General features: G+C 69.5%; 22 protein-coding genes. 10 read left to right on the top strand and 12 right to left on the bottom strand.

Annotated features, from left to right (window positions below):
- Positions 1 to 53: 53 nt before the first annotated feature.
- Entirely contained in the window at positions 54 to 4,763 is a 4,710-nt protein-coding gene (locus NAM01S_RS00355; RefSeq protein WP_084482212.1) for a cation-translocating P-type ATPase, read from the bottom strand.
- Between the two features lie 316 nt (positions 4,764 to 5,079).
- Between NAM01S_RS00355 and NAM01S_RS00350 the strand changes: the two genes are divergently transcribed.
- The 5 genes from NAM01S_RS00350 (at position 5,080) to thpD (ending at position 9,098) form a co-directional block, all read left to right on the top strand.
- Positions 5,080 to 5,790 carry a response regulator transcription factor gene (locus NAM01S_RS00350; RefSeq protein ID WP_067778301.1) on the top strand — a complete coding sequence of 237 codons (711 nt, stop codon included), beginning with the start codon at positions 5,080 to 5,082 and terminating at the stop codon, positions 5,788 to 5,790.
- 118 nt (positions 5,791 to 5,908) lie between these two features.
- On the top strand, positions 5,909 to 6,487 hold the full coding sequence (gene ectA, locus NAM01S_RS00345) for a diaminobutyrate acetyltransferase (protein ID WP_084482210.1): 579 nt from the start codon (positions 5,909 to 5,911) through the stop codon (positions 6,485 to 6,487).
- Entirely contained in the window at positions 6,484 to 7,794 is a 1,311-nt protein-coding gene (gene ectB, locus NAM01S_RS00340; RefSeq protein ID WP_067777988.1) for a diaminobutyrate--2-oxoglutarate transaminase, read from the top strand. Before ectA ends, ectB begins: the two co-directional genes overlap by 4 nt.
- Positions 7,791 to 8,186: an ectoine synthase gene (locus NAM01S_RS00335; RefSeq protein WP_067777987.1), complete on the top strand. Its 396-nt coding sequence runs from the start codon at positions 7,791 to 7,793 to the stop codon at positions 8,184 to 8,186. Before ectB ends, NAM01S_RS00335 begins: the two co-directional genes overlap by 4 nt.
- Positions 8,187 to 8,204: 18 nt before the next feature.
- Positions 8,205 to 9,098 (top strand): ectoine hydroxylase, encoded by an 894-nt coding sequence (gene thpD / locus NAM01S_RS00330; RefSeq protein WP_301317578.1) that lies wholly within the window; start codon positions 8,205 to 8,207, stop codon positions 9,096 to 9,098.
- A gap of 138 nt (positions 9,099 to 9,236) precedes the next feature.
- Here the strand turns inward: thpD and NAM01S_RS00325 are convergent, their stop codons facing one another.
- Together NAM01S_RS00325 and NAM01S_RS36265 are read right to left on the bottom strand one after the other, a co-directional pair.
- Positions 9,237 to 10,454, bottom strand: a complete 1,218-nt coding sequence (locus tag NAM01S_RS00325) for a hypothetical protein (protein ID WP_067777986.1) — start codon at positions 10,452 to 10,454, stop codon at positions 9,237 to 9,239.
- Positions 10,454 to 10,675, bottom strand: coding sequence for a hypothetical protein (locus tag NAM01S_RS36265; protein ID WP_067777985.1), 222 nt, complete (start codon positions 10,673 to 10,675; stop codon positions 10,454 to 10,456). Before NAM01S_RS36265 ends, NAM01S_RS00325 begins: the two co-directional genes overlap by 1 nt.
- Before the next feature lie 235 nt (positions 10,676 to 10,910).
- Between NAM01S_RS36265 and NAM01S_RS00315 the strand changes: the two genes are divergently transcribed.
- Positions 10,911 to 12,962 carry an AMP-binding protein gene (locus NAM01S_RS00315; RefSeq protein ID WP_067778298.1) on the top strand — a complete coding sequence of 684 codons (2,052 nt, stop codon included), beginning with the start codon at positions 10,911 to 10,913 and terminating at the stop codon, positions 12,960 to 12,962.
- On the opposite strand, the gene NAM01S_RS00310 is transcribed toward NAM01S_RS00315, so the two are convergent.
- The 3 genes from NAM01S_RS00310 to NAM01S_RS00300 form a co-directional block, all read right to left on the bottom strand.
- Positions 12,963 to 15,215: a serine/threonine-protein kinase gene (locus tag NAM01S_RS00310; protein ID WP_084482206.1), complete on the bottom strand. Its 2,253-nt coding sequence runs from the start codon at positions 15,213 to 15,215 to the stop codon at positions 12,963 to 12,965.
- Positions 15,216 to 15,362: 147 nt separating this feature from the next.
- Positions 15,363 to 16,175: a 23S ribosomal RNA methyltransferase Erm gene (erm, locus tag NAM01S_RS00305; RefSeq protein WP_067777983.1), complete on the bottom strand. Its 813-nt coding sequence runs from the start codon at positions 16,173 to 16,175 to the stop codon at positions 15,363 to 15,365.
- A gap of 435 nt (positions 16,176 to 16,610) precedes the next feature.
- Positions 16,611 to 17,762 (bottom strand): tetratricopeptide repeat protein, encoded by a 1,152-nt coding sequence (locus tag NAM01S_RS00300; RefSeq protein WP_067777982.1) that lies wholly within the window; start codon positions 17,760 to 17,762, stop codon positions 16,611 to 16,613.
- A gap of 391 nt (positions 17,763 to 18,153) precedes the next feature.
- Here NAM01S_RS00300 and NAM01S_RS00295 point away from each other — a divergent pair, with 391 nt between their 5' ends.
- Both NAM01S_RS00295 and NAM01S_RS00290 read left to right on the top strand, forming a co-directional pair.
- The gene (locus NAM01S_RS00295; RefSeq protein WP_067777981.1) at positions 18,154 to 19,233 is read left to right on the top strand and encodes an NAD(P)H-dependent amine dehydrogenase family protein; all 1,080 of its coding nucleotides are present in this window, start codon (positions 18,154 to 18,156) and stop codon (positions 19,231 to 19,233) included.
- Complete coding sequence (locus NAM01S_RS00290; protein WP_067777980.1) at positions 19,230 to 19,712, top strand: carboxymuconolactone decarboxylase family protein; 483 nt, start codon at positions 19,230 to 19,232, stop codon at positions 19,710 to 19,712. The genes NAM01S_RS00295 and NAM01S_RS00290 overlap by 4 nt, the downstream gene beginning before the upstream one ends.
- Before the next feature lie 7 nt (positions 19,713 to 19,719).
- Here the strand turns inward: NAM01S_RS00290 and NAM01S_RS00285 are convergent, their stop codons facing one another.
- The 3 genes from NAM01S_RS00285 to NAM01S_RS00275 all read right to left on the bottom strand — a co-directional run bounded on the left by NAM01S_RS00285 (position 19,720) and on the right by NAM01S_RS00275 (position 22,566).
- Complete coding sequence (locus NAM01S_RS00285) at positions 19,720 to 20,412, bottom strand: hypothetical protein (RefSeq protein WP_067777979.1); 693 nt, start codon at positions 20,410 to 20,412, stop codon at positions 19,720 to 19,722.
- 166 nt (positions 20,413 to 20,578) lie between these two features.
- Positions 20,579 to 22,132 carry an amino acid permease gene (locus NAM01S_RS00280; RefSeq protein ID WP_067777978.1) on the bottom strand — a complete coding sequence of 518 codons (1,554 nt, stop codon included), beginning with the start codon at positions 22,130 to 22,132 and terminating at the stop codon, positions 20,579 to 20,581.
- A 110-nt stretch (positions 22,133 to 22,242) separates the two neighbouring features.
- Positions 22,243 to 22,566, bottom strand: coding sequence for a hypothetical protein (locus tag NAM01S_RS00275; protein ID WP_157107525.1), 324 nt, complete (start codon positions 22,564 to 22,566; stop codon positions 22,243 to 22,245).
- A gap of 177 nt (positions 22,567 to 22,743) precedes the next feature.
- Here NAM01S_RS00275 and NAM01S_RS00270 point away from each other — a divergent pair, with 177 nt between their 5' ends.
- Entirely contained in the window at positions 22,744 to 24,117 is a 1,374-nt protein-coding gene (locus NAM01S_RS00270; protein ID WP_067777976.1) for an FAD-dependent oxidoreductase, read from the top strand.
- A 23-nt stretch (positions 24,118 to 24,140) separates the two neighbouring features.
- Here NAM01S_RS00270 and NAM01S_RS00265 read toward each other — a convergent pair whose 3' ends face one another.
- Positions 24,141 to 24,536, bottom strand: a complete 396-nt coding sequence (locus NAM01S_RS00265; RefSeq protein ID WP_218018310.1) for an ankyrin repeat domain-containing protein — start codon at positions 24,534 to 24,536, stop codon at positions 24,141 to 24,143.
- Between the two features lie 95 nt (positions 24,537 to 24,631).
- On the opposite strand from NAM01S_RS00265, the gene NAM01S_RS00260 reads away from it, so the two are divergent.
- Positions 24,632 to 24,865 (top strand): metallothionein, encoded by a 234-nt coding sequence (locus NAM01S_RS00260; protein ID WP_067777974.1) that lies wholly within the window; start codon positions 24,632 to 24,634, stop codon positions 24,863 to 24,865.
- Between the two features lie 90 nt (positions 24,866 to 24,955).
- On the opposite strand, the gene NAM01S_RS00255 is transcribed toward NAM01S_RS00260, so the two are convergent.
- Positions 24,956 to 25,582, bottom strand: coding sequence for a UdgX family uracil-DNA binding protein (locus tag NAM01S_RS00255; RefSeq protein WP_067778296.1), 627 nt, complete (start codon positions 25,580 to 25,582; stop codon positions 24,956 to 24,958).
- A 26-nt stretch (positions 25,583 to 25,608) separates the two neighbouring features.
- A complete protein-coding gene (locus NAM01S_RS00250; protein ID WP_084482204.1) occupies positions 25,609 to 26,769 on the bottom strand; it encodes a glutamate--cysteine ligase 2 in 1,161 nt (386 codons plus the stop codon).
- Positions 26,770 to 26,898: the final 129 nt, after the last annotated feature.

The raw sequence follows: 26,898 nt of genomic DNA, 5'->3' as shown, positions 1-26,898 counted from the left end.
GACCGAGCGATCGGCGCGGCAGCTGTGCCGCGCCGATCTTCTCGCGTCTGGAGTCAGTCCGTCGCCGCCGGTGACGGCAGGAAGCGGGGGAGCACCACCGAGCCCGCGGTGGCCGCGGCGGCGGTCGTCGCCGCGATGGTCCAGCCGAACGGACCGAGCGGGGTGCAGCCGAAGTAGCCGCAGACTCCCGGCGTCATGACCACGGCGCCGAGCACCACGCCGCTGGCCGCGGTGGTCACCCAGACCATCGGGCTGCGGTGTCCGGAGACCAGTGTCTGCCCGAGCTGGGTGCCGATCAGCGCGACAAGACCGATGGTGGCGGCCCGCCGGTGCGACCCGGTGTAGCGGCCGATGGTCCAGGCGGTCGCCGCGCCCGCCGCGGTGGTGATGCCGCGGACCGCGATCGTGTGCGCCAGCTCCGGCCCGAGTCGCGCGGGCGGGATCTCGGACAATTGCCTGGCGCGCTCTTCGGGATCGGTGGCGTCCTCCTCCGCACGGCCGGGGGAGAGCGCGAGCGCCAGCGCGGGGAACATGTCGGTGAGCATGTTCACCAGCAGGAACTGGCGGGTGCCGAGCGGTGCGTGTCCGCTGACGGCGGTGCCGTACAACGTGAACGCGACCTCGCCCGCGTTGCCGCCGACCAGCACGCCGACGGCGTCGTTGATCCGCTGCCACATGCCGCGTCCTTCCACGAGCGCGTGCAGCAGCGCGGTCGGGTCGGGTTCGGTGAGCACCAGGTCGGCGGCGTTGCGGGCGGCGGCGGAACCGTGTGCGGCCAAACCGATTCCGACGTCGGCGCTGCGGATCGCGGCCGCGTCGTTGCTGCCGTCGCCGGTCATGCCGACGACATGCCCCGCGCGGCGCAGCGCGGCGACGATGCGCACCTTCTGCTCGGGGGCGACCCTGGCGAACACCGTGGTCTGCTCGATCAGCTTCGTCTGTTCGGTCTCGTCGAGGCGGTCCAGATCGGCGCCGGTGGTCACCGACTCCGCGTCGATGCCGAGCTGGCGCGCGACGGCCGCCGCGGTCACCGGGTGATCGCCGGTGATCATGCGGATGCCGATGCCGTTCTCGCGCAACGCCTTCACGAGCGGAAGCGTCTGCGGGCGCGGCGTGTCGGCCAACCCGAGGAAGCCGAGCAGGGTGAGCTCACCGACCGCCTCCTCGACGTCCGCCGGCTTCTCGGCCAGGTCGCGGCGGGCCACCACCAGCACCCGCAGGCCCTGTTCGGCCAGATCACGCACCACCGCGTGGGCGCGCTCCCGATGGTCGTCGGTGAGGTTCTGCTTGTCCTGATCGCCCGTGCGCACCCTCGTGCACCGAGGCAGCACCACCTCGGGGGCGCCCTTGACCACGAGGCGCAGCCTGCGGGTGGTGTGCCCGAGCGCGGCGGCGTAGCCGCGATTGGACTCGAACGGTATCTCCTCGATCGGGTCCCACTGGTCGTCGTCGCCGAGTACGTCGGCGGCATCGAGGACCGCGCGATCGGTGGCGTGCAGCACCGGACCGTCTTCCGGGTCGGGGCAGGCTCGCGCGGCGGCGCGCAGCAGTCGACGCGCGTTGTAGACCTCGGCGTCGTGCGACCACTGCTGATCCAGGTCGGCGAGGGTGGTCAGCCGCAATCGGCCTTCAGTGAGCGTCCCGGTCTTGTCGAAGCACAGCGTGTCGACGCGGCCGAGCGCCTCGACGGTGCGGCTGGCCCGCACCAGCACGCCGTACCGGGACAGCCTGCGTGCGGCGGCCAGCTGCGCGACGGTGGCGACCAGCGGCAGCCCTTCCGGCACCGCGGCGACGGCCACGCCGACGCCGTCGGCGATCGCGACGCGCAGCGGCTGTCCGCGCAGACCGCCCAGCGCCGTCACAGCGCTGCCGCCCGCCAGGGTCAGCGGCAGCACCCGTTCGGTCAGCCGCCGCAATTGCGCTTGGACACCGCCCTTTTCGGGCGGCACCGCGCCCGCGGTCGCGCGCCCGGCCTGCGTGTCGGCGCCGACGGCGACGACGACGGCGCAGGCCTCGCCGGTCACCACCGTGCTGCCCTCGAACACCATGCACGCCCGGTCACCCAGCTCGGCGCCCGGCGTCGCGGCCAGCTGCTTCTCGACGGTGACCGATTCGCCGGTCAATCCGGATTCGTCCATCTCCAAGTCGTCCACCCAGAGCAGGCGCGCGTCGGCGGGCACCACGTCGCCCGCCCGCAGCGCGACGACATCACCGATGACGAGCCGGTGGGCGGGCACGATCCGCTCGTCGGCGTCGGCGTCCGGCTCGGTGCCGCCCTCGCCGACCACGGCGCGATCCAGCAGCCGGGCGGTCACCTCTTCTTCGGCGATCAGCTGGTGCAGCGCGTTCTCCGCCTTCTGCCGTTGCCGCGCGGAGACCAACGCGTTCACGGTCAGCACCGAGGAGAGCAGCAAGGCGTCGGAGGGGGAGCCGAGGATGGCGGTGGCGACCGCGCCGACACCGAGGATGGGCGTGAGCGGGTCGGCCAGCTCACGGCGAAGCTGCCCGGCGAACGAGATCACCGACGCGAAGGGCGCGAGCAGCGCGGGCGTGCGCGATGCCTCGCTGACCCGCGCGTCCAGCGCCTGCGGCTCCGGTAGCCGGGAGAGCACCTCGTCGGGTTCGAGCGCGTTCCACGGCAGCAGCGGCGCCAGGGTGGTGCGCGGCTCGCCGCGCACGGCCTGCCACCCCGCGAACGCACCGTTGACCAGGCCGACGAAGTGCGCGGTGACCATCGGCGAGCTGCGTCCGCGCCGCGCAGGACCGGTCGCCAACAGCAGTCCGCCGAGCGCGCACGCCGACAGCGCCAGCGCGCGGCCGCGCTCGCTGGCCTGCCTGGCCGGGACCACTGCGGCAAGCACCCGCTGGGCCTGGCTCAGATCGCGGCACATCAGGTCGGCACTCCACGGCGGCCGCATCGACTCGCAGTCGCCCGCGCAGACACCGATCGCCACGTCAGCCCAGGCCAGCGCCTTGTGCGCGCGCGGACTCAGCACCGCGACGACGTGACCGTCCTGCTGCGCGCCGTTCACCAGCTTGCTCATCGACACCCCTGCGGAGACGAATTCGTCGGCGAGGGAGCGCAATTCCGCGACGTCCTCGCCGCCGACCAGCGTCACCCGCAGGCCCGCGGTGCGCGCGGCGCCGAGCACGGCGTGCGCGCGACGGTCCAGCTCGCGCCCGATCAGGACCCGGCCGACCGGCCGGTCGCCGTCGCGCAGCTCGCGCCAGACCGGGCGCACCGTGACGCCGCGATCCGGCGCTCCGCTCTTGGGCTGGACCAAGCGCAACCCGTGCACATCACCAGGGCCCGCTTCGTCGTCCGAGCCGTCCACGGACCGCAGCAGGCGCTGTGCGGCGCTCCACACGTGGGCCGCGGCCCGCTCCTCGTCGGCCTTCACCTGCTCATCGAGTTCGTCGTGCCTGGGCCTCGACCCGTTGGTCGACACTCGCCCCGCGGTATCGGACGAGCTGTCCGTCCGGTCGGCGCTCTTCCGCCGCCGACGCCTGCGCGGGTCCCGCCAGCGCGGGTCGATGGCCTCGGCCGCGAGCACCAGGCGGCGCGAGGTGAGCAAGGATTCGCCGTCCACCACCACCGCGGTGAGGCGATCCAATCGACGCCACACGACCGGTTCCAGGGTCAGCACGCCCGCGCGCGACAGGGTCGTCGAGACAGCCGCGGCGAAGGCCTCCCGCGTCGCGCGGGCGGCCTTGGGCGCGCCGAGCTCGAGCGCCTCCGTCGCCGCGCCCCCGCGCCGGGACGCGCCGAACGCGGCCGCGCTGAGCAGCGCGCCCGCCGAGGCCTCGTCGGCGACCCGCTCCACCGGTCCGCGCGGCAGATCGACGGGCCTGGAGTGCTCCGGCAACGGCTCGTCGACGGCCAGCGCCTCATGGTTGGTGAGTTCGCACTCCCAGTCGCGCCACTGAGCGCGCCGTGCCACGACCTCGGTCAGCACCATGGTCCGCTGCACCGTGTCGACGAACAGATTCGCCATGCCCGCCGCGGGCGTGTTGCCGACCGCGTTGCCGATCGCCGTCGCGGTGCTGAGCACCAGATCCGTTCTCGGACGGCCCAATCGATCTTCCAGCGCGCGCCGCAGCCGCGGCTGGGCGTCGGTGAACGCGGCCACCGAGCGCAGCACGCGCACCGGCGGCTTGACCGGCAGCAGCCAGCTCGTGGTCGCGACGGCCATCGCGAACAGATCCCCGGCGACCTGAATCCCGGCCACCAGCAAGGGTTCTCGATCCGACGGGAACTCGGCGCGGCGGTTCCACTCCCGGTCGGCGACCGCGGTCTCGCGCTCGGTTCGTTCCACCTCGGCGAGCAGCGCGGGCAGATCCGCCGCGCCGTTGGCCAGCGCCGCGACCACCCGTCCGGTGACCGCGTTGACCTCCCACCAGCGCACCGCGCGCAGCCGGTCGAGTCGCTTGGCGAGTGCCTTGGTGATGGCCGGGTTGTCCGCGTCGGTCAGGCCGCGCACCTCGACGGTCGCGCGGTCCTCGGTCACCGCGATCCGGCGGTGAGTTCGGCCGGTGTGCGGGTCGACCAAGTCGGCCAGATCGTCGCGCAGGTGGCCCGCGGCGTCGGGGAGCATCAACTCCGCGCCAGCGACGGCGGCGCGCACACCGGTCTCGGCGACGCGGATCGGGACGGTGGCGGCTTTCATGCCCGTGTCGAAGGCGAGCCCCGCCCCGGATCGTGCGACGTCGACCGCCGTGCCCGCGACCGAGGAGACCAGGGGGTTGAACACGATTTTGCGCACCGATAAGCCCATACCGGTCAGCTACCCGGCAGTGCAGCGGGCAAACAGCGCGAAAGCGGTCCCGACGGCGCTGTTCGGCCGGTTCACGCCGCGGGAACGACGTGGCGAGGATCACTGACGATTTGCCATCGCCGCGCCCGCGGGTAAGGGTGGGTACTCGAATGGAGCGGCACCCCTCGGGCCACCCGATGTTTACCGAGCGGTCGGTACGGGTATTCGTGTGGTCGGCAAGCTGCTCGAAGCGGACTGTCGCGTCGTCTGGGCATGCGATTTCCGCATCACGCCGCGCTTCCGCCTGTCTGCAAGGGATGAGGTCTTGAGCGCGAACCTGATGATCGTTGACGACGACGACCAGATCCGCGGCGCGCTGCGGATGGCCATGGAGGACGAAGGCTACGACGTCGCCGAGGCGAACGAAGCCGAGGACGCGCTGACGCATCTGCGCAGCAACGGCGCCCCGGACGTGATGATCGTGGAACTGATGCTCGGCGGCATGGACGGCTTCGACTGCATCCGGGAGATCCGCCGCGACCACGACGTCCCGATCATCGTGATCAGCTCGCGTGACGACACGCACGACGTGGTCGCCGCGCTCGAGGCGGGCGCCGACGATTTCGTCACCAAGCCCTTCGAAATCAAGGAAATCTCCGCGCGTATGCGCGCACTGCGCCGCAGGGCGCGATTGGCCGCCGAACGCGAAGTGCCACGAGAAATGGTGCTCGACGCGTATCCGGGCGCGCCGCTCGTCCTCGACAAAGACGGCGGCGCGGTACGCCGCGGCGACGAGGAAATTCGTCTGACGATCACCGAATTTCGACTCCTCTGCGAACTCGCCGAATCACCAGGCCGCGTGCTCAGCCGCGCCCTGCTACTCGAACGTGTGTGGGACGACGGATTTTTCGGCGACGAGCGCATTGTAGACGTCCATATGCGCAGACTGCGAACGAAGATCGAGCGCGACCCCTCGGATCCGTGCGTCGTGGTGACTGTGCGCGGGCTCGGATATCGCCTCGACGTGCAACGTTGATCACATTATGTTTTGCCTCGTGATCTGTTCGTAATACAACCGCAAAGAGATCGACCACTTCAGCTCAAAGTTGGTCCGTAAGCCTGGATAAGTACTGCAGACCCGACCTGGGAGTTGTATGTCACTGCCAACCTTGTCCACGGAAACGATCGATCGCGCCGATACGGCGTGGCGCAGATCCGACCGCATCGGCGCTCCACTCCTGCGCCCGCCGAAGCTGGGCGACGCCGCCCAGATCTGGCGGATCGCGAAGGATTCGCACGTGCTCGACACCAACTCGAGCTACGCGTACCTGCTGTGGTGTCGGGATTTCCCCGGCACGACGGTGGTCGCCGAGGTGGACGGCAGGGTCGTCGGCTTCGTCATCGGCTACCTGCGACCGCAGGCTCCGGACACCGTATTCGTCTGGCAGGTGGCGGTTTCGCACAGCGAGCGTGGCCGTGGCACCGGCACCGCGCTCATCGAGCACCTGCTCGACACCGTCGCCCCGCACGGGGTCACGGCGCTGGAAACCACCATCTCGCCGGACAATCCCGCCTCGGTCGCGATGTTCGCGGCGGTGGCCCGCCGTCGCGGCGCGCGAATGACCAAGCGCCCTTTGTTCGACCCTGGCGTCTTCCCCGACGACCACGCCGCAGAAGACCTCTATCGCATCGCGCCGACCGCGCAGCGAAAGCCTGAGAAGGAGCTTCGATGATCACCGCCGAAACCACCGTCTTCGAGTCGCTCGAGTCGAACGTGCGCGGCTACTGCCGTGCTTGGCCGACCGTGTTCACCACCGCGAAGGGCGCCTGGCTGCGCGACGAGGAAGGCAAGGACTACCTCGACTTCTTCGCGGGCGCCGGCGCGCTGAACTACGGCCACAACAACCCGATCCTCAAGCAGCCGCTGCTGGACTACATCGCGAGCGACGGCATCACGCACGGCTTGGACATGTCCACCGCGGCCAAGCGCAAGCTGCTGGAAACTTTGCGCGATACGGTCTTCGCGCCGCGCGGCCTCGACTACAAGGTCCAGTTCCCCGGCCCGACCGGCGCCAACGCCGTAGAGGCGGCGCTCAAGCTTGCCCGCAAGGTGACCGGCCGGGAAACCATCCTCAGCTTCACCAACGCCTTCCACGGCATGACCCTCGGCGCACTGTCGGTGACCGGCAATGCCGCCAAGCGCGCGGGCGCGGGTGTGCCGCTGGTGCACGCGGCGCACATGCCCTACGACGGCTACTTCGACAACACCACCGCCGACTTCCAGTGGATGGAGCGGGTGCTCGACGACACTTCCTCGGGCTTCGACCGTCCCGCCGCGGTCATCGTCGAGACCGTGCAGGGTGAGGGCGGCGTGAATGTCGCTCGCGCCGAATGGCTTCGGCACCTGGCGAAGCTGTGCGAGGAGCGCGAGATCCTGCTGATCGTCGACGACGTGCAGATGGGCTGCGGCCGGACGGGCCCGTTCTTCTCCTTCGAGGTCGCAGGCATCACCCCCGACATCGTGACGCTGTCGAAGTCCATCGGCGGCTACGGATTGCCCATGGCCCTTGTGCTTTTCAAGTCCGAGCTGGACCAGTGGTCGCCCGGCGAGCACAACGGCACCTTCCGCGGCAACAACCCCGCCTTCGTCACCGCGCAGACCGCGCTGCAGCACTACTGGTCCGACGACACCCTCGAGCGCGCCACCCACGCCAAGGGCGAGCGCATCGCGACGGCGCTCGGCGAGGCGGCCGCGCACTTCCCCGGCCTGTCCACCCGCGGCCGCGGCCTGGTGCACGGCATCGCCTTCGACGATCCGTCGCAGGCGGGCAAGGTCTGCCAGGTGGCCTTCGAGCGCGGCCTGCTGGTGGAGACCTCCGGTTCCACCGACGAGGTGGTGAAGCTGTTGCCGCCGTTGACGATCAGCGACGAGGAGCTCGACCACGGCCTGCAGCTGCTCACCGGCGCCATCGACACGGTGTGCACCGGCTGGGGCCGCCTGCACCACCGCGGCCCGGCCGAGGGCGGTGAGCTCCGGTGATCGTGCGCAGCACCGCGGAGATCACCGGCACCGAACGCGACGTCGCCGGCGAGGGCTGGCGCAGCAAGCGGATCGTGCTCGGCGGCGACGGCGTCGGTTTCTCCTTCCACGAGACCACCATCGAGGCCGGGACCGTGCACGAGTTCCACTACCGCCACCACGTGGAGGCGGTGTGGTTGATCGAGGGCGAGGGCACGCTCACGGACCTGGACAACGACGTCACCTACGAACTCGGCCCCGGATCCATGTACCTGCTCGACGGCAACGAACGCCACCGGCTCGAGGTGCGCAGCACCATGCGGATGATGTGCGTGTTCAACCCGCCGGTCACCGGGCAGGAGGTTCACGACAGCAACGGCGTCTACCCGCTGATCGCGGCGCCGATCGGCTGAAAGGAGCGGCGAGAAGTGTTGCCACAGACCATCGAGCGCGACGAGGTCGAGCGCATCGATCGGTACCCCACCCGAACCGGCGCGCGCGTACGGCACATCGAGCGACCCGACCCCACCGTGTGGGGGACGATCGAGACCGAGGAGCTGGCCACCTTCGATCGCGACGGATTCGCGGTCGTCGAGGACCTGCTCAGCGCCGACGAGGTGGCCCTGTTCGGCGCCGAGATCGGCAGGCTCGCCGCCGATCGGGCGCTGGCCGACGACGACCGGCTGATCGTGGAGAAGGCGTCGCGGCGCGTCCGGTCCATCTTCGAGGTGCACAAGCTCAGCGACGCGGTCGCCGAGTTGGTGCGCGAATCGCGGGTGGCCGGGCTGGCCAGGCAGGTGCTCGGGTCGGATGTCTATCTGCATCAGACCCGGATCAACTACATGCCCGGTTTTCGCGGCACTGGGTTCTACTGGCACTCGGATTTCGAGACCTGGCACGCCGAGGACGGCATGCCGAGCCCGCGCGCGGTGAGCCTGTCGATCGCGTTGACCGACAACCATCCGGTCAACGGGAGCCTGATGGTGATGCCCGGCTCGCACCGCACCTTCGTGCCGTGCCAGGGCAGCACGCCCGCCGAGCACTACCGGGAGTCGTTGCAGGAGCAGGAGATCGGCGTTCCCACCACCGATGACATCGCGACGCTCGCGAGCAAGCACGGCATCGTGCAGTTCACCGGTCGGGCGGGGTCGGCGTTGCTGTTCGACTCGAACATCATGCACGGCTCGTCCAACAACATCACTCCCTTCCCGCGCTCGAACATCTTCCTGGTGTTCAACAGCGTGGAGAACCCCCTGGAGGAACCGTTCGCCGCGCCGGGACGGCGACCCAGCTACATCGGCAGCCGGGATTTCACCCCCGTGTAGCCGGTGACACGACGCCGCGGTGTGTGATGTCGGGTCGGCACCGCGGCGGGATCCCGCACAGCGACGTGCGGGATTTCGATACCGTGCCGTGCGCATCTCTCAGGGGATGCGCACGGCGCGGTGTTGTGTGGAACGACCTCAGCCGTAGATGTTCATGGTGACCGTCAGAGTGGCGAGGCGGGTGTCCAGGCGCAGTTCGCTGACCCGCCGTTCGAGCGTCTCGCGGTCCGCGAGAGGCAGTTTCGCCCACTCCTCGCCGAGGCGGGTCTGCGTTTCACCGTCGATCTCGGCCAGTATCCGCAGCAGCGCGGGCCACAGCCGGGCCTCGGTGACGAGCGCGGGCAACTCTCCGAGCACCGCCGACTCGAACAGTCGCCTGCCCCACCGACGCGTCGTCTCGGTGTCGGCGCGCTCCAGCAGATTCACCAGTCCGCGCAGTGTCGCGGCCTCCGGCCGTTCGGCGGTCGCCGCCACCAGCGCCGACATGACGCCGTGGTCGGCGGTCACCGGGTTGGCGGCCAGCGTGTCCAGCGCCGAAGGGCCGAGATGCCCGACCAGCGTGAGCAATTCGCGGATCGCGCCCGCCTCGACCGCGACACGGACGAGGTCACCGTTCTGCTCGACGGTGCCGACATCGATGAGGACGTCGCCAAGCGCGGCGATCACGTCCTCGTCGCAGCGCGCGAAGACCGAGAGCGCCGTCAGCCGCAGCTCCGCGGAACCGGACAGCAGGGTGGCGGCAAGGCGCGGGATGCGTTGCGCAGGACCGTGCAGCATCTGCCGGATGACGGCGCTGATGCTCGCGCTCGAGTACGCGTAGGCGGCCGAGCGGATCATGCCCTCGTCGTCGTGCACGCCCGCCTCGACCGCACGAATGAGCGCGGGCGTGGCGTAGGCGAGGAACGGACCCGCGGTGACGTAGTCGCCCCGGCGCAGCAGCTCGTTGGTGATCGCGACGACCGGCCCCGGCGGTGCGACATCGGCAAGTTCGCCGACCGTGCGCGGATCCAAATACGGCGCGCAGTCGGCGGCGTAGGAGACGTCCAGCATGCCGAGCGCCTCCGCGGCCTTCTTCGGATGCTCGACGCCCACCGCGCCCGCGGCGCGGCCCGCCATCATCGGCGGCACCATGCGCTGGACCAGCGGTAGCGAAATGCTCAGCGGGATCACCGGAACCAGCATGCCGACGCGGCGGAAGGTGGCCGTGTGCTCGTCGAAGATCCGGCGTGCGATGCGCTGTTGCAGTTCGTGCAGCCTTGCGGCGCCCAGCTTTTCGAGGTGCGCGAGACGTTCGGCGGGGACGTGCAGCGTGCGGGCGAGCAGGACGAGCTGAGCCCTGGTGACCAGGTCGGTCATCAGCCGAGCCGGTTTCCGAACATGATCTTCTTCGCCGCCGTCCGCAGCGGCCACGGCAGCGCGCCGATCACCGCGTCCACGGAGTCGGCGAGGGTTGCGGTCTCGGTGCGCAGCGCGGCGTCGACCGTCGCGGCGAGTTCGTCGATCTCCGGCTCGGTGAGCAGATCGAGGGCCGCGAACGGTCCACCCAATTCGCGCTCCAGGTGGGCTCTGGCGGTCATTGAAACTCCCGTCGTGCGGCCCCCTCGACCGCGGTGGGCCGCGAAGGCTTTCTCGATCACATTGTGCAGGTCCGCACGGAATGCGGGACGGATTCCCATAATTGGACGTTTGACCGGAAAGTCACCGGCGCGTCCGGCGGATCCACCGGGCCTTGACCTAACTGTTACCTGTCGGTACAAATACGTGATCACGCCGACCCGCGCACACGGGTGGGCCGGAGAGAAATGCACACAGTTGGTTACCGATGTCATCACCGTAGATGCCGAGTACGCAGTCGACCGCACGGCACTGTGGGATCTGCTCACCGAGACGCAGACCTACGCGCGAATGTTCCAGGGGGTCGGATCCTGTGAGCGCGCCGAAACATCAGAAACGCAAACCATTCTGATAGTTCGCGCCGGTGGGCCCGACACCGAGATCACCGTACCGCCCATTCATCTGGTTGTCGCGCGGGAACGCGAAATTCTCGAATTCCAATGTCCGGGCGCGGGCGGATTCGCCTCGGTTCGCTTGCGCGGCAACAAAGAACGCACCAGGGTGACCGTGACCTACGTGGGTCTCGGGCGGGTGCATCCGAGCATCGCCGCGTTCGACAAATCGGCGGTGATCGCCTGGACCAGCGCCGGATTGGACCGGATCGCCGACGCGGTGCGCGGCGCGCCGACCTCGGTGCTGGTCAACGGCGAGGATTCCCCGGCACGCTTGCAGATCGGCGTCGCGCGCCAGCTGGTCAGCACGGGCGTGGTGCGCAGCTACCGCCCCGACCGCGGGCTGAAACAGCTGGGCGGACTGGCCAAATGGGGCTTCACCCTGGCGGGCGGCTACGCGGCCGCCGCGGCGTACACCCCGCAGCGGCCCGCGCTCATCGACGCCCGCACCACCTACAGCTTCGCCGAAGTGCACAGCCGCACCCATCGGCTGGCCGGTGCGCTGGTCGCGCTGGGCATGGGGGAGGGCAGCGCGATCGGGGTGCTCTCGCGCAACAGCGCCGCGATGGTGGAGTGCATGGTCGCCGCGGGCAAGGTCGGCGTCGACGCCCTACTGCTGAACACCGGGCTTTCCGCGCGCCAGATTCGCGAGGTGATCGAGAAGCACGATCTGGCCGCGGTATTCCGCGACGACGAGTTCGAGCCGCTGCTGCGCTCGATATCGCCTGAGCTGCCGCGCTACTCCACCTCCGACCCGTACCAGGGCGGTCCGGCGACGGTCGACGATCTGGTCGCCTGGGACACCCCGCCCTTCACCAGACCGGACCGACCCGGCCGCCTGATCGTGCTGACCTCCGGCACCAGCGGCACACCGAAGAGCGCACGACGACCGCAGCCCAAGGGTTTCGGCACCGTCGCCGCCCTGCTCTCGCGCATCCCGTTCCGGATGGACGAGACGATGCTGCTGCCCGCGCCGCTGTTTCACACCTGGGGTTTGGCCGCCTTGCAGATCAGCACACCGATCCGGGCGAGCGTGCTGCTCACCGAACGTTTCGACGCCGAGGAATGCCTGCGACTGATCGAGCAGTACCGGGTCAGCGCGATGGTCGTGGTCCCGGTGATGGTGAACCGGATCCTCGACCTGCCCGCGCACGTGCGCGCCCGCTACGACACCTCCAGCCTGCGGATCGTCGCCAGCTGCGGTGCGCCACTGGACGGTTCGGCGGTGCTGCGGTTCATGGACGCCTTCGGCGACGTCCTCTACAACGTCTACGGCTCCACCGAGGTGTCCTGGGCGACGATCGCCGATCCCGCCGACCTGCGCGCCGCGCCGACCACCGCGGGCCGCCCACCGCTCGGTACGAAGGTCGCGGTGCTCGACCCGGATCTGCGTCCGGTGCCGCGCGGGGTCACCGGCCGCATCTTCGTCAACAACCACATGCTCTTCGACGGCTACACCGATGCCGCGCCGCCCACCGAAGCGGGCGACATGCTCGACACCGGCGATCTCGGCTACGTCGATGCCGACGGCCTGCTGTACGTCGCGGGCCGGGACGACGAGATGATCATCTCCGGCGGTGAGAACGTCTTCCCGCGCCCGGTCGAGGAGGCGCTGCTGCGCCTGCCGCAGGTCAGCGAGGTCGCCGTGGTCGGCGTGCCGGACCGCGAATTCGGGCAGCGGCTCGCGGCGTTCGTTGTCACCAGGGACGGTTCCCGAATGGATCGCGAAATGGTGCGCGACTACATCCGGCACCGGCTCAGCCGCTTCTCGGTGCCGCGCGACGTGACGTTCCTCGAGGCGCTGCCCCGCAACGCGACGGGCAAGATCGTCAAGCGCGCGCTCGTCCGGCCCGGCTGATCACCGCGCGACGATGCGCTCCAGCGCGGCCAGGTCCTTCTCCAGCATGCGGAACAACCAGTACACGCCGACGAAGGCCGCGGCGCTGCCGACACACAGCACCCGCAGCGCCACGATGACCGACGGAATGTCCTCGGCGGGAATGAAGGTCGCGCCCGCGACGCCGAGCAGCGGCACCGCGGCGGCGATGGCGAGGAAGTAGGTGCTGCGCCGGTCCAGTTGCTCGAGCTGGGTGGCGTCCGCGATGCCGAGTCCGCCGTGCGGCAGGAACCTCGGATACAAGCCGCGCACCGCGTAGAAGCTGACCAGGAAGTACGGGTAGGCCATCGCGATGGCGCCGCACACGATCTGGGTGACGAAGAAGTGCAGGTAGGCCTCCGCGCTGAGCTGACTGCCCGAGGCCTGGACCGTCACAGGGACGACGATGCCGGACAACACCCACAGCCCGAAGCAGGTCAGCACGTTGCGCAGGGCGAGTTGCAAAGTGTCCGAACGCGCTTTGGCGAGCCGAGCGGCGTCGTACTCGCGTCCTCTTTGCAGTCCGAAGGCGATCGGCAACAGATCGGCGATGAGCACGTTGGTGACGATGAAGCCGATCAGGAAGCACAAACCGTAGGCGTTCAGCGCGATCTGGCGGAACTGGTCCTGGGCGTTCTCGTCCAGTTTGTCGATGATCAGCGTCCGGTTGTGCTGGTAGCTGTACCAGATGGCGAACCAGTTCGGGACGCCGATCGCGCCCGCCATGACCGGAATCATCAGCTGCCAGGCACGCGACCGCCAGCTGCCGGGAGGCGGATCGACCAGGTCGCGGGCGCGGGCGTCCAGGCAGACGTCCAGTTGCTGGGCCATTTCCGCACCGGAGGCCCAACGCCGGTCGGGATCGGGTTCGAGGGCGCGCACCAGCGCGCGGCGCAGCGCGGCGGGGCAATCCGGCGGCAGGTCCTCGTAGGGCAGCGCGTCCGGGCCCGCCGCGCGGCGATCGAGCATGCCGTCCAAAGTGGTGCGGTCGCCGCCGGTCACCGCGTCGTCGTGGAACGGTTTGTGTCCGGTCAGCAGCTCCCACAACACAACGGCGAGCGAGTACAGGTCGCTGCGGGTGTCGAGATCGGCGGCCGTGGCCTGCTTGTCGGGATGCACCGCCGCCAGCTGTTCCGGCGACATGTACGCCAGCGAACCGCCGAAATAGGCCACCGGGCTCGCGCCGGACACGTTGCCGCTGAAGCTGATGTTGAAGTCGGCGAGCTTCGGGACGCCTTCCGCGGTGAGCAGAACGTTGGCGGGTTTGATGTCGCGGTGCAGCACGCCGCAGCGGCCCGCGTAGTCGAGCGCTTCGGCCAGTCGGCGGCCGAGCCAGGCGATGGTCTCCGGCCACGACAGGGTGGCCAGCTCGGTACGCACCGACGACTCGACCGGCGTGATCTCGCCCTTGTCCGCCAGCACCGCGTCGACGACCTCGAGCAGCAGCGCTCCGCCGCGCTCGCCGGGCGGCGTCGCGCGCACCCGCTCCAGCACCGAGAACAGCGTGCCGCCCGGCACGTACTGCATGTACAGCAGGCGCAGGTGGCGGTCGGGCAGCACGCGCTGGTCGAAGACCCGCACGATGTACTCGTGGTCGAGCTGGGCCAGCGTCTGCGGCTCGGCGCCCTTGTCGTGCGAGATCTTCACCGCGACCAACCGCTGCATGGACCGCTGCCTGGCCAGGAACACCCGGGCGAAGGCGCCGCGGCCGAGGCTGGTCATCAGGTCGAAGTCATCGATGCGCTGGCCGACGTCGACATCGTCGAGGCGGACCGGTTCGGTGGCCGCGGTCAGCATGGTGCTGTGGTAGTCGTCGGTCGCCAGCATCTCCGAAAGCTCTTGGGCCTGCGCGGGATACGCGGCGGTGTACTCGCCGACCTGCACCGAGCTGCCCGCCTGTCTTCGCACGTGGAACTCCTCGTAGATGAGATCCGGCGGCAACGGCCAGGTGCTCAGCTCGGGTAGTTCCTCGACGTATTCGGCGAGCCGCTTGGGTTCGGTGTTGCGCGACCACCTGTTGACGAGGTCGACCTTGATCAGCTCGATCAACGACACCCGGCGGATGGCGGGGGAGTCGGGCAGGAAGGCGGGCAGGTTCGGCGGTGTCGGCGCGTCCCGCCACGCCTCCTCGAACCGCGCGACCACCTCCGCGACCCCGGTACCGCGCCCGGCCGCGGCGGGCGACGAGCCCGTTGCGACCGTCGCCCCCGGTACCGGTGTAGCGGGGTGCGCCATGTGCGCATACTAACGCCGGGGCGGGGCGCTGATCCGCGCATTCTGGAACGAGATCGACTTGGTCGGGCGCCGTTCCCAGAAAACCGACCGAGTGGTACCTCGAGCGACCCGTGAGCCTCTGCCAGCCGCTCGACGGCACCGTCCACGTCAGGACAACGACGTGTAGAGCGCGATCCAGCGATCCGGGTCCACGGTCCCCACCGGTTCGTCGGCGGGCACGCCCGCGCTTCGGCACGCCCGACGCACCCGGCGGGCCGGAAACTCCCTCGCCAGGGACGCCGCCAGCGACCCGCCGACGCCGGAGAAGCCCAGTTCCACCAAGCGCCGGTAGCCGGGCAGGGCCTCCTTCGCGAGCAGCGGCCGCGACCGGTTGCGCAGGTGCAGCACCGCCGAGTCGACCCGCGGGACGGGACGGAAGCGGGTGCGGTCGACGCGCGGACCCATCGCGAACTCGGTGGTCGGCCAGTGTGTGACGGCCAGCTTGCTCCAGCGGCCGTAGTCGCCGGAGTGCTTGCGGGCGAACTCCCATTGGGTCAGCAGGGTCGCCGAGGTCATATGCCGCGCGGCGAGGCACCAGCGGACGATGTCGGTGGTGCTGGCGTACGGAATGTTGGCGACGACCGCGAACGCCTCGCGCGGCGGTGTCACCGACCGGAAGTCCGCATGGAAGCAGCGGACCGTCGCGTCGCCCGCGTAGCGCTTGCGCAGCAGCGCCGCGTAGCGCGGGTCGATCTCGTAGGCCAGCACGCGACCGGCCGTCGACGCCAGCTGACGCGTCAGCATGCCAGCGCCGGGACCGATCTCGAGCACGAGATCCTCGGGGCCGACACCCGACGCGTGCACCAGCAGTCGGGCGGTGCCCGCGTCGACGAGGAAGTTCTGGCTCAGCCGCTTGCGCGGGCCGACGCCGGAATGGCCGCGCGCGTCGCGGGCGCGCGGCAGGAAACGATTGCGGGACATGGGTGTCCTCCGAACGGAGTGGCCGAATCAGGAAAAGGTGATTCGCCCGGACCCATGCCAGGGCACAGTCGACGGACCGCGTCCGCGGTCGTCGGGCGGCGCGTCCTCAGCCCGAAAGAGCGGGCTCGGCTCGGCGCCGAAGAAGCCGGATCGAAGTGATGCCGGAGCGGTGCGCTGGCTAGGCCCAGGCCTCCGCGCGCAGCCGAATGAAGTACGTGCCCACCGCGCACGCTCCGTTGATACCTGGACCTCCCATGGCCGCCAACCTAGCGATCCACCCGGACCCGGTGCCACTTCTTTTTCGCGGCCCGGCCGCGAGGAATCGAATGGCGTACGCAGCGCCGATCATCCGGACCTGATCGAACCGACGCGCTGGCACGGAGCCAACCCGCTCGGTTTCGCGCTGACGCGGGTGCGGGAGGAACTCGAAGCGGTTCAGTAGGGCCCGACGGGCTGGCCCGCTTCGGCGGCCCGCTCGTCGGCAGCGCGTGCGCGCCACATTCGCGCTTCCGCGTGATCACCGCGCCGGTCGAGGAGTTCGGCGAGCCCGGCCATCGCGCGCAGGTCGCGTAGTTCGGCGGCCGTGCGCCACCAGCCCTCGGCGCCCGCGAGATCACCGCGCCGGAACAGCACGACGCCGAGGTCGTATCCGGCGCCGGGGTGCCCGGCCGAGGCCGCCTGCGCCCACAGTCCGCAGGCCTGCTCTTCTTCGCCGCGGCCGAACATGGCGACGCCGAGATCGTAGAGCGCGCCGCGATATCCGGTCTCGGCTCCGCGTTCGACGGGCCGCTGTTCGCCGAGTTCACCGACCGAAGGCGCGACGGTATCGGCCCCGGTCGACCATCCACCATTCTGTTCGGCGGACGCGTCCGTTCCCGCTTCCGGCGCGGCCGACGGCGAATACGCCTGCGCCGCAGCGGTTGTGGCGCTCCTCGGGGCGGCGCCTGCGGGAGACGACGTCGCGGCGTATCCGGCCGGCGTGCCGTTGGGGTACGGCGGCGAGCTCGGCGTCGCGGCGGTCGGCGTTTCGGTGTTCGTAATCGTTTCTGCCACAGGTTCTTTCGGGGTAGCGATAACGGGAGCGGCCGCGGTGCCGAGACCGACGACCAGGTTGGCGAAGTTCGGCGGACCCTCGCCGACGCTGCACCACAGCGCGATCCGGCCGTCCGGCGTGTCCTCGACGAGGATGCCGTAGTTGCCCATCCACGAGCGCTGCACGCCGGACTGGTCCACCCAGACGGGCGTGAGGGTGAACAGCGCGTCGGGGCCGGTGGGCGTGAGGGTGACGGTGGTGCCGCGGGCGAGCGCGTCGCTCCACACGTCGATGCCCGCGAGCCGGCGTCCTTCGAGGTCGATGTAGCCACCGACCACCGAGAGACCGATTCCGTGCCCGCGTAGTCCGGCGGGCGGCACCGCGGACAGCAGCGTCATGCTGAGCAGCGTGGTGGTACGCCCGAACTGCTCGGTGTACATCGGATAGACCATGCTGCCGTTCCAGCGGATCGGGTCGGCGGACTTGTAGAGCGCGGCGAGAGGGAGGTCGGGGGCCGAATTCTGGGCATGCCACTGCGAATACGGCTCGTTCATATGCTGGCGTCCCGCCTTCCCGCCGGATGCTCGTCCTACGTCTGCGCCTCACGGCGGGCTATACCGTACTAGTCGCGCGGGCCGTCGGCGGTCCAATACGGGGCAGATCAGGCATCCCGCGCAGGACTGTTACGAAGATGAGTTCTTTGCCCGCTCCGGAAGGGATTTCGGATGCGCGGGAAAGGGTCGAAATATGTGTAACTTACAGTTACATGTAACCCAGGGTTACAGCTAATTTCTCTTCGATTCGAAGATGCCGAACGGCGAATGCGCGCCCACGGGGCGGCGACTAGCGCTCACGTTACCCTACGAGACGCGATCCCGCCCACCGAAGTGAGGGCGATCTCGTCAACCCCCGGACACCGAACCAAGCGCTTGCTATGCTCGCGCGATGATCCCCACGATCGTCTGGGGCACCGGCAATGTCGGCCGTGCCGCCATCCGTGCCGTCGATGCCCATCCGGCGCTGGATCTCACCGGCGTGCTCGTCCACGATCCCGCCAAGGTCGGGCGCGATGCGGGCGCGCTCGCCGAACTCGACCGCGAGCTGGGCATCGCGGCCACCGACGACATCGACGCGGTCCTCGCCGCTCGTCCGCGCGCGGTCGTCTACGCCGCGTCGGGCGATATCCGTCCCGCCGAAGCCCTCGCCGACATCGTGCGCGCCATCCGCGCGGGTGCGGTCGTGGTCACCCCGGCGCTCTACGCGCTCTACGACCCGCGAAGCGCGCCAACGGAATTGCGCGAACCCGTGCTCGCCGCCATCGACGAGGGCGGCGGTTCGCTGTTCGTGTCCGGCGTCGATCCCGGCTGGGGCAACGATGTGCTGCCGCTGCTGATCAGCGGCCTCGCGAGCACCGTGGACGTGGTGCGCTGCCAGGAGATCTTCGACTACACCACCTACGACCAGCCCGACTCGGTGCGCTACCTGGTCGGCATGGGCCAGCCGATGGACTACCAACCGCCGATGCTCGCCCCGACGGTGCCGACCATGGTGTGGGGCGGGCAGGTTCGGCTGATGGCCCGCGCGCTCGGCGTTGAACTCGACGAGATCCGCGAGACCCTGGACCGGCGCGCGCTGGAGACCACTGTGCGGACGGCGAAGATGGGCGAGTTCGCCGAAGGCACCCAGGGCGCGGTGCGTTTCGAGGTGCAGGGCATCGTCGACGGGGAACCGCGCATCGTCGTCGAGCACGTCACCCGCATCCACGCCTCGTGCGCGCCGGACTGGCCGACACCGCCAGACGGTGACGGCGCGCACCGGGTGATCATCGAGGGCCGCCCGCGCATCGAGGTGACGGTCGAGGCCACCGACGAGGGCGGCAATCGCTCCGCGGGCGGCAACGCCACGGCGGTGGGCAGGTTGGTCGGCGCGATCGACTGGCTGGTGGCCGCCGAGCCAGGTCTCTACGACGCACTCGACGTCCCGCTGCGCCCAGCGGTCGGCAAACTCGGAAGGAAGCATTCATGATCGTCGACGTTCCCCAGGGCAAGGATCCCATCGGCTACGTGTGGGGCGAGATGGTCCCCGGCATCGGGATCGCCGCGTCCGGCTTCTCGCTCGCGGTGTACGAACACAGCACGCTCGGCCTGCGCGAGTTCGAGGCCGCCCGGCTGCGCATCGCCCAGATCAACGGCTGCGTGTTCTGTCTGGATTGGCGCACCGAGCGCGACGGCGTGAAGGTCGAGGAGGAGTTCGCCGACGCGGTGACCGCGTGGCGCACCACCGACGCCTTCGACGAACGCACCAGGCTCGCAGCCGAATACGCCGAACGCTACGCCACCGACCACCACAATCTGGACGAGGAATTCTGGGCACGGATGAAGGCGCACTACAGCCAGACCGAGATCGTGGAACTCAGCATGAGCATCGGTTCCTGGCTGGCGTTCGGTCGGCTGAATCACGTGCTCGGCCTGGACACCGCCTGCGTGCTGCCCGGCCACTCCTGATTCCGGCTTATTTCTCTTCGCGAATCCATTCCACCCGGTCCAGCGTCGACCAGTCGTCGTTGGCCCACTCCCAGATCAACCGCGCGACGAGGCTGGAATCCGAGAACGCCGCCGCGAAGAAATGGTCGGTGTGCGCGCTGTCGTGGATTTCCAGCGTGTAGGCCATCGACCCGTCGCGATAGGTCTGAATGAAGGTCTCCCGATCGTCGGGGCGGCTGACGATCAGAAACGGTGTGGCCGCGAGCTGGGCGAGGTTGGTAATCCAGGACAGCAGTTGGCTTTTCGTCATCGATCGGTAGCTGCGCTCACCGCCGATATCGACGTCGACGACCCGAAATCCCGGGGCAGGGGTGAGGGTGCGCTGCCGCCCGTCGTAGAGCTCGTAGTCGAAGCCGGTGATCAGGTCCTCGAGTAGCTGCCGGACCGGCCCCGCCGCGTAATCCACCGCAGAGCCCCTGGTCCGGCGCCGATCCAAATCGTCGGCGGCCGTGACCCGTACCGCGTCGCCCGCCGCCTCGATCCGCACGGCGGCGTGCGGCCGCGAGGCCGGGAGTGCCGCGTTCCACGCCGCCAACCCGGCGAGCACGACGATTCGTAGATCGTCGTCGACGGGCCGCCCCTGCTGCGATCGGAAATAGGACGGCACTTCCACCGCCGATGCGACGACCCCCGCGGGTACGACGACGTACTCGTAACTCACGCAACCAAACTAGCCGCGCCGCGCCGCCGACGCACCCCCCGTCGATATCCGAAATACGCCTAGCCACAAACTTTTACACGTTTTTAGGCGCTGCGGAAAGTTCGCTCACCCTGCCGTTAACGATCGGCAACGGTGGCACCGTGCGAAACCGCGCCACCACTGCGTGTCAGGCCCTGACCGGCGTCTCGTCACCGCTCGGATCGGTGGGCTCGCCGACCGTGCGCTTGGGCCCGGTGAACCAGCGCCGGGCCGAAGCGAACCACCAGATCGCGATAGCACCGACCACCCCGATCAGCGTCAGCGGGGCGTAATTCACCGTGGTCCAAGTGAATTCGCTGTTCCACGGATAGCCGCGGTCGTCGGTGGGCAGCACGAACAACACGCTGATCACCGCGATCCACGCCAGCGCGACGATCCCGATCGGCCGATACCATTTCCCGAGCTGCCACGGGCCGGTCCGGAAACGCGAACCGTGCAGCTGCCGCAGCAGGATCGGGATTCCGTAGGCGATATAGAGACCGATCGTGGCGACCGACGTCGCCGCCGCGTAGGCCGTCGGCGCGTTCGCGGCGGGCACCAGCATCGACGGAATCAGCAACACGAAGGCGAAGAACGAAATGAACAGCACCGCGTGCACCGGCACCTTCTTCGCCGACAGCCTCGCCCAATAGGCCGAACCGGGCACCGCGCCGTCGCGGGAGAACGCGAACAGCATCCGGGATGCGGAGGTCACCGAGGCGTATCCGCAGAACAACTGCGCGACCGCCGCGATGATCAGCAGCAGCCCCGACCAGAACGAGTCGAGCGAATTCTCCAGGATGTAGATCACCGGATAACCGCTGTTCTTCTCGGGATCCAGCGCGTCGTCGAGATTCGGAATGGCGAAGGTGACGGCCATGATGAGCAGGTAACCCGCGACCGCGGAGACGAGAATCGTGTTGATGATGCCCTTGGCCGCCGAGCGGGCCGCGTCGTGGGTTTCCTCCGACATGTGCGCGGACGCGTCGTAACCGGTGAATGTGTACTGCGCGTGCAGCAGACCGAGCAGGAAGCTGAACGCCACGCCGCCGAAGCCGACCGCGCTGTTGTCCACGGTCTCGGTGAACACGAATCCGACGCTCTGATGGTTCTTCGCGCCGAAACCGAGCACGAGCACGAAGATCGCCACGCCGCCGACGTGCCACCACGCCGAGATGTTGTTGATGACCGCCGACAGATGCGGGCCGATCGCGTTCAACACCGCGTGCAGCACCAGGATCACCGCGAAGACTCCGAAGATGGCCGTGCGGTCGGTACCGATATCGATGCCGATCACGTTCAGCACCACCGTGGTGAAAATCGCCGCGCCGTAATCGATGGCGGCGGTCACCGCGATCTGGCCGATGAGATTGAACCAGCCGGTGAACCAGCCCCACACCGGACCGCCCAATTCCGCGGCCCACCAGTAGAGGCCGCCGGAAGTCGGGTAGGCGGAAGCCAATTCGGCCATGGCGAGGCCGACGAACAACACCATGAGTGACACCAGCGGCCAGCCCCACGCCATGGTGATCGGGCCGCCGTTCGCCAATCCGATGCCGTAGCTGGCCAATCCGCCGGTGAGAATGGAGACGATGGTGAAACTGATGGCGAAGTTGGAGAATCCGGACCAGGATCGCGCCAGATCCTGTTTGTAACCGAGTTCGGCGAGCCTGCGTTCGTCCTCGGACGGGGTTTCGGTCATGATCGCTCCCGAAGTGAAAACGCTGCCCTCATACAGCGTTTGCCAGAAGCTCAGTGTGCGGTAAAGCCGGGTGGATCACAGCGCAAACGGACAACCCGGCGTAACACGTTTCAGCGGTCGCCGTCGCGACCCTCGGCGTGCGCGCAGGCATCCGTCGACCGATGCTCCCAGCCGAGCGTCGCGGCGCGGGCCGAGCACGAACTGCTCGGGCCTCCGTCGCCGGGGGAGCGCACCGGAACCAACCCGGCCACCGAGGCAACGACGCCGACCGCGGCGAGTACCAGGCCGAGGTCGGTGAGTTTGCGGTCCCAGCGCCCGGGGTCGGTGCCCGGCGGATTCGCGATTCGCCAGCTCGCGGCCAGCACGAACGCCACGGCCGCGAACACCAGCAGCGGAATTCCGACCCCCGCGAGCAGTTCTCGCGCGCTACCCATCGTCACCACCCCTGTTTCGTCCGGGCGAATCCGGACGACCCGCGACGACCCCCCGGCGGCGGCCTCGCGCGGACGACCCCGCCCCCAGCGACGGGCAATTTATCGCACCCGAATCCGACCCGCAAGCGTGCCGACACCTCGCGCGCCCGCGACGGTTCGCCACGTAGCGTGACCGTCATGAGCGAACGTCTCGTTGTCATCGGCGCCGACGCGACGGGCATGTCGGCGGCCTCGCAGGCCCGCCGCATGACCGGTCCTCGGGAGCTGGAGATCGTCGTTTTCGAGCGTGGCGGCTTCACTTCCTACTCCGCGTGCGGGATCCCGTACTGGGTCGGCGGCCTTGTCGCCGAACGCGATTCGCTGATCGCGCGCACCGCCGAGGAACACCGCGCCCGCGACATCGATCTGCGCCTGCGCACCGAGGTGCTCGAGATCGACGTGGCCGGACGCCGCGTGCGCAGCCGCGACCTCGAATCCGGCGCCGAACCGTGGACCGGCTACGACCAGCTGGTGATCGCGACCGGCGCGCGCCCGATCCGGCCCGCGTTGCCCGGCATCGACGCCGCGGGCGTGCACGGCGTGCAGACCCTCGACGACGGGCAAGCGCTCATCGATACGCTCGTCGCGACGGAGGGCAAGCGGGCCGTCGTCGTGGGGGCCGGCTACATCGGCGTGGAGATGGCCGAGGCGTTGATCAATCGCGGCTACCGGGTGACGGTCCTCGATCGCGGCGCAGAGCCGATGTCGACGCTCGATCCGGACATGGGCGCGCTGGTCCGAACGGCCATGTGCGGCTTGGGAATCGAGATCGTCAGCGATGCGGAGGTCACCGAGATCCGCACCGACGACAGCGGCCGCGTCCGCGCCGTCGCCACCGCCGAAGGGGAGTATCCGGCCGACGTGGTGGTGCTCGGCATCGGCGTGCGACCCGAGACCGCGCTGGCTCGCGCCGCGGGTCTGCCCCTCGGCGAATACGGCGGCCTGCTGACCGACCTGTCCATGCGGGTGCACGGCCACGAGAAAATCTGGGCGGGCGGCGACTGCGTAGAGGTGCTCGATCTGGTCTCCGGCCGGCTGCGGCACATCGCGCTGGGCACCCACGCCAACAAGCACGGCCAGATCATCGGCGCGAACATCGGCGGGGGATACGCGACCTTCCCGGGCGTGGTAGGCACCGCAGTGAGCAAGGTCTGCGATCTCGAGGTGGCCAGGACCGGTCTGCGCGAGAAGGACGCGCACGCGGCGGGCTTGCAGTACGTGACCGTCACGATCGAATCCACCAGCCGCGCGGGCTATTACCCCGAGCCGGCGCCCATGACCGTGAAGATGCTGGCCGAACGGCGCACCGGACGGTTGCTCGGTACCCAGATCGTCGGCCGCGAGGGCGCGGGCAAGCGGGTCGACATCGCCGCGGTCGCGCTCACCGCCCGGATGACGGTCGAGCAGATGACCGCCCTTGACCTCGGCTACGCGCCACCGTTCTCACCCGTGTGGGATCCGGTGCTCGTCGCGGCCCGCAAGGCGATGACGGAGGTGCGGCGGCGCGGCTGAGTTCGCGGGGAGTTCCGACCCGCTCAGTCGAGCGCGTCGAGCAGCTCCGTCTTGCCGAACATGGTGGCCGCGTCGCGTGCCGACGGTGTGCCCGCGTCCGGGTCGGCGCCCGCGGCGACGAGCAGGCGGACGATCTCGTCCTCGCCCTTGAACACCGCGCCCGCCAGCGGCGTCTGGCCCTTGTCGTTGGCCCGGTTGGGGTCGGCGCCGCGCACCAGCAGCGTCGCGACCGCGTCGCGGTGGCCGTGGTAGGCGGCGAGCATGACGAGCGTGTCGCCGTTGTCGTTGGTGAGGTCCGCGGGTACTCCGGCGTCGACGTAAGCGGCCAGCGCGTCGGCGTCGCCGTGCCGCGCCAGGTCGAAGACCTTGCCCGCCAGTTCGATCACTTTGTCCGCATCGGAATCGTCTGGGCTCACCAACCCTTCCTACCAGGTTCGGCGGTTTCGCCGGGGCAACCTCGGGTACCGCGCCAGCAGATCACGCCGGAACCACGACACCAAAGGAGGCGAGTTCGATGCCGGTTTGCGATACCTGCGGCAACGACTACGAGAAGACGTTCACGGTCACCAGAAACGGCTCCACGGCGACATTCGACAGCTTCGAGTGCGCGGTCAGCGCGCTGGCGCCGACCTGCGAGCACTGCTCGTGCCGGATTCTCGGCCACGGGGTGCAGGCGGGCGAGCGGATCTATTGCTGCGCGCATTGCGCGCACCAGGCGGGTCACCGAAAGATCGTCGACCACGTCTGAGACGAGCGGCGGGCGATCGCCGGGTGTGCGGCCACCGGCGATCGCCCCATCGATGACCGGTCAGCGGAGCCGGTCGCCGGCGTGCCGGGCTCAGCCCGCGTCCATCGCGGCGCGCACCGCGCGCAGATCCTCGACGAATCCCTTGTAGGCCGCGTCGCGGTCGGGTGCGCGCAGGACCGCCGAGGGATGCACGGTGGCGACCACCCGGTAGTCGTCGGAGAAGACCACGTTCCCGCGCTCCTCGCTCACCTTGAACGAGGGGCCGAGCACCGCCTTGGCGGCGACCGCGCCGAGGCACACGACGAGCTCCGGGTGTATCGCGTCCAGCTCGGCGGTCAGCCAGGGCGTGCAGGCGACCACCTCGGTGCGTCCCGGCGTCTTGTGGATCCGGCGTTTGCCGCGCTCCTCGAATTTGAAGTGCTTGACCGCGTTGGTCACGTAGACGGTGTCGCGGTCGATGCCGACTTCCTCGAGCGCCTTGTCCAGCAACCGGCCAGCGGGACCGACGAAGGGGTGCCCCTCGATGTCCTCGCGGTCGCCCGGCTGTTCGCCGACCACGAAGACGGACGCGTCAGCGGGCCCCTCACCGAACACGGTCTGCGTCGCGTCGTGGTACAGCTCGCAGCCGTGACACCCGCACGAGGCCGCGCGCAGCGTGTCCAGATCCGCGCCCGCGGGGACGAATTCCTCGGCGCCCTTGGCTTTTCCGGCACCCACCACCGGCTCCTTCCGCCGACGATCGGCTACCTGAGCGGGCTACCCGCGCCCGCCTCGCCGAAACCGAGCGGCGGCTCCTCGGGCAGCGCACAGCCCTCCAGGGTGGCCTCGGACAGTTCGGCGACCACCGCGGCGACGTCACCGCCCGCGCGGAAGGCGCGCAGCTGACGCGTCGCGCCGTTGCCGCGCTCGAGCACCGCGGCGATGGTGTCGGCGACGAACTCGCGATCACCCAGTTCCTTCAGTGCGGGCTCGACGTGTTCCACCAATTCGCCGAGCAGGTCGCGGGCGGGCAGCACGCGCCCGTCCATCGGCGCGACCGCGTCCCCGTCGATCCCGCTGCGCGCCGCTTTCCAATAGGCCGCGCGCAGCATCTCCGCGGCGACGGGTTGGGCCGTCCTGCCCTCGTCCAGCGACTGACGCGCCATGATCACCGTCGCGCGCACCAGCGTGGCGAGCAGGGCGGTCTCGGCCACCGTCGCTGGCACATCGCTGACCCGGATCTCGACGGTCGGATAGCTGATCGACCGGCGCACGTCCCAATAGACCATCTTCTCGTCGAGCATGATGCCGCTGGACAGCATCATCGCGACCAGATCGTCGTAGTCGTCCGCGCAACGGAAGTAGGGCGGCGGTCCCGCGCTCGGCCAGCGCCGCCACAGGATATTGCGCCAGCTCTTGTATCCGGTCTCCACGCCACGATAGATCGCCGAATTGGCGGTCAGCGCGAGAAACAGCGGCAGCCACGGCCGCAGGTAGTTGCTCACCTGCACGGCGGTCTCGCGATCGGGTACGGCCACGTGCACATGGCAGCCGCACAGCCCCTGCTCGTGGGCGAGCATCCCGAAACCGTCGGCGATGCGGCGATAGCGCGGGGTGTCGGTGACGGGGTAGTGCAGCGGGACCGTCGGCGGGATCGCCACGGCGAGCAGGCGGGCGTCGTTCATCTCGGCGCAGGAGGCGACGCCGCGACGCAGATCGCGCAGTTGTTGGGCGAGGTCGCCGGTGCGGGTGTGGACGCCGGTGTTCGTCTCGATCTGACAGCGTGTCAGCTCGAGCTGGAGGTCGAGCCCGAGGTCCCCGGCGGTCCGGGCTACCGCGTCGTTCTTGGCGGTAGGCGCTCCCGTGCGCGGATCGGCGAGGAGGAATTCCTCCTCGACCCCGACCGTAGACGAGTCCACGTCCATGTGGGTAGGTTACCGCGCTGACCTGAGGCCAAGCGCCGAGCTTCGCCCATATTGGGGCAGCGCCCCCGGTAGAATCGAACCAGACGGTCTCGCGTCGGCCGTGCCGCTTTCGGCCTGCGCGACCACGGG

It is taken from the genome of Nocardia amikacinitolerans NBRC 108937 (genome assembly GCF_001612615.1).
Taxonomy (GTDB): Bacteria; Actinomycetota; Actinomycetes; order Mycobacteriales; family Mycobacteriaceae; genus Nocardia; species Nocardia amikacinitolerans.
Note: the sequence above shows the minus strand (reverse complement) of the source record. Positions and strands in the feature narration are given on the sequence as shown.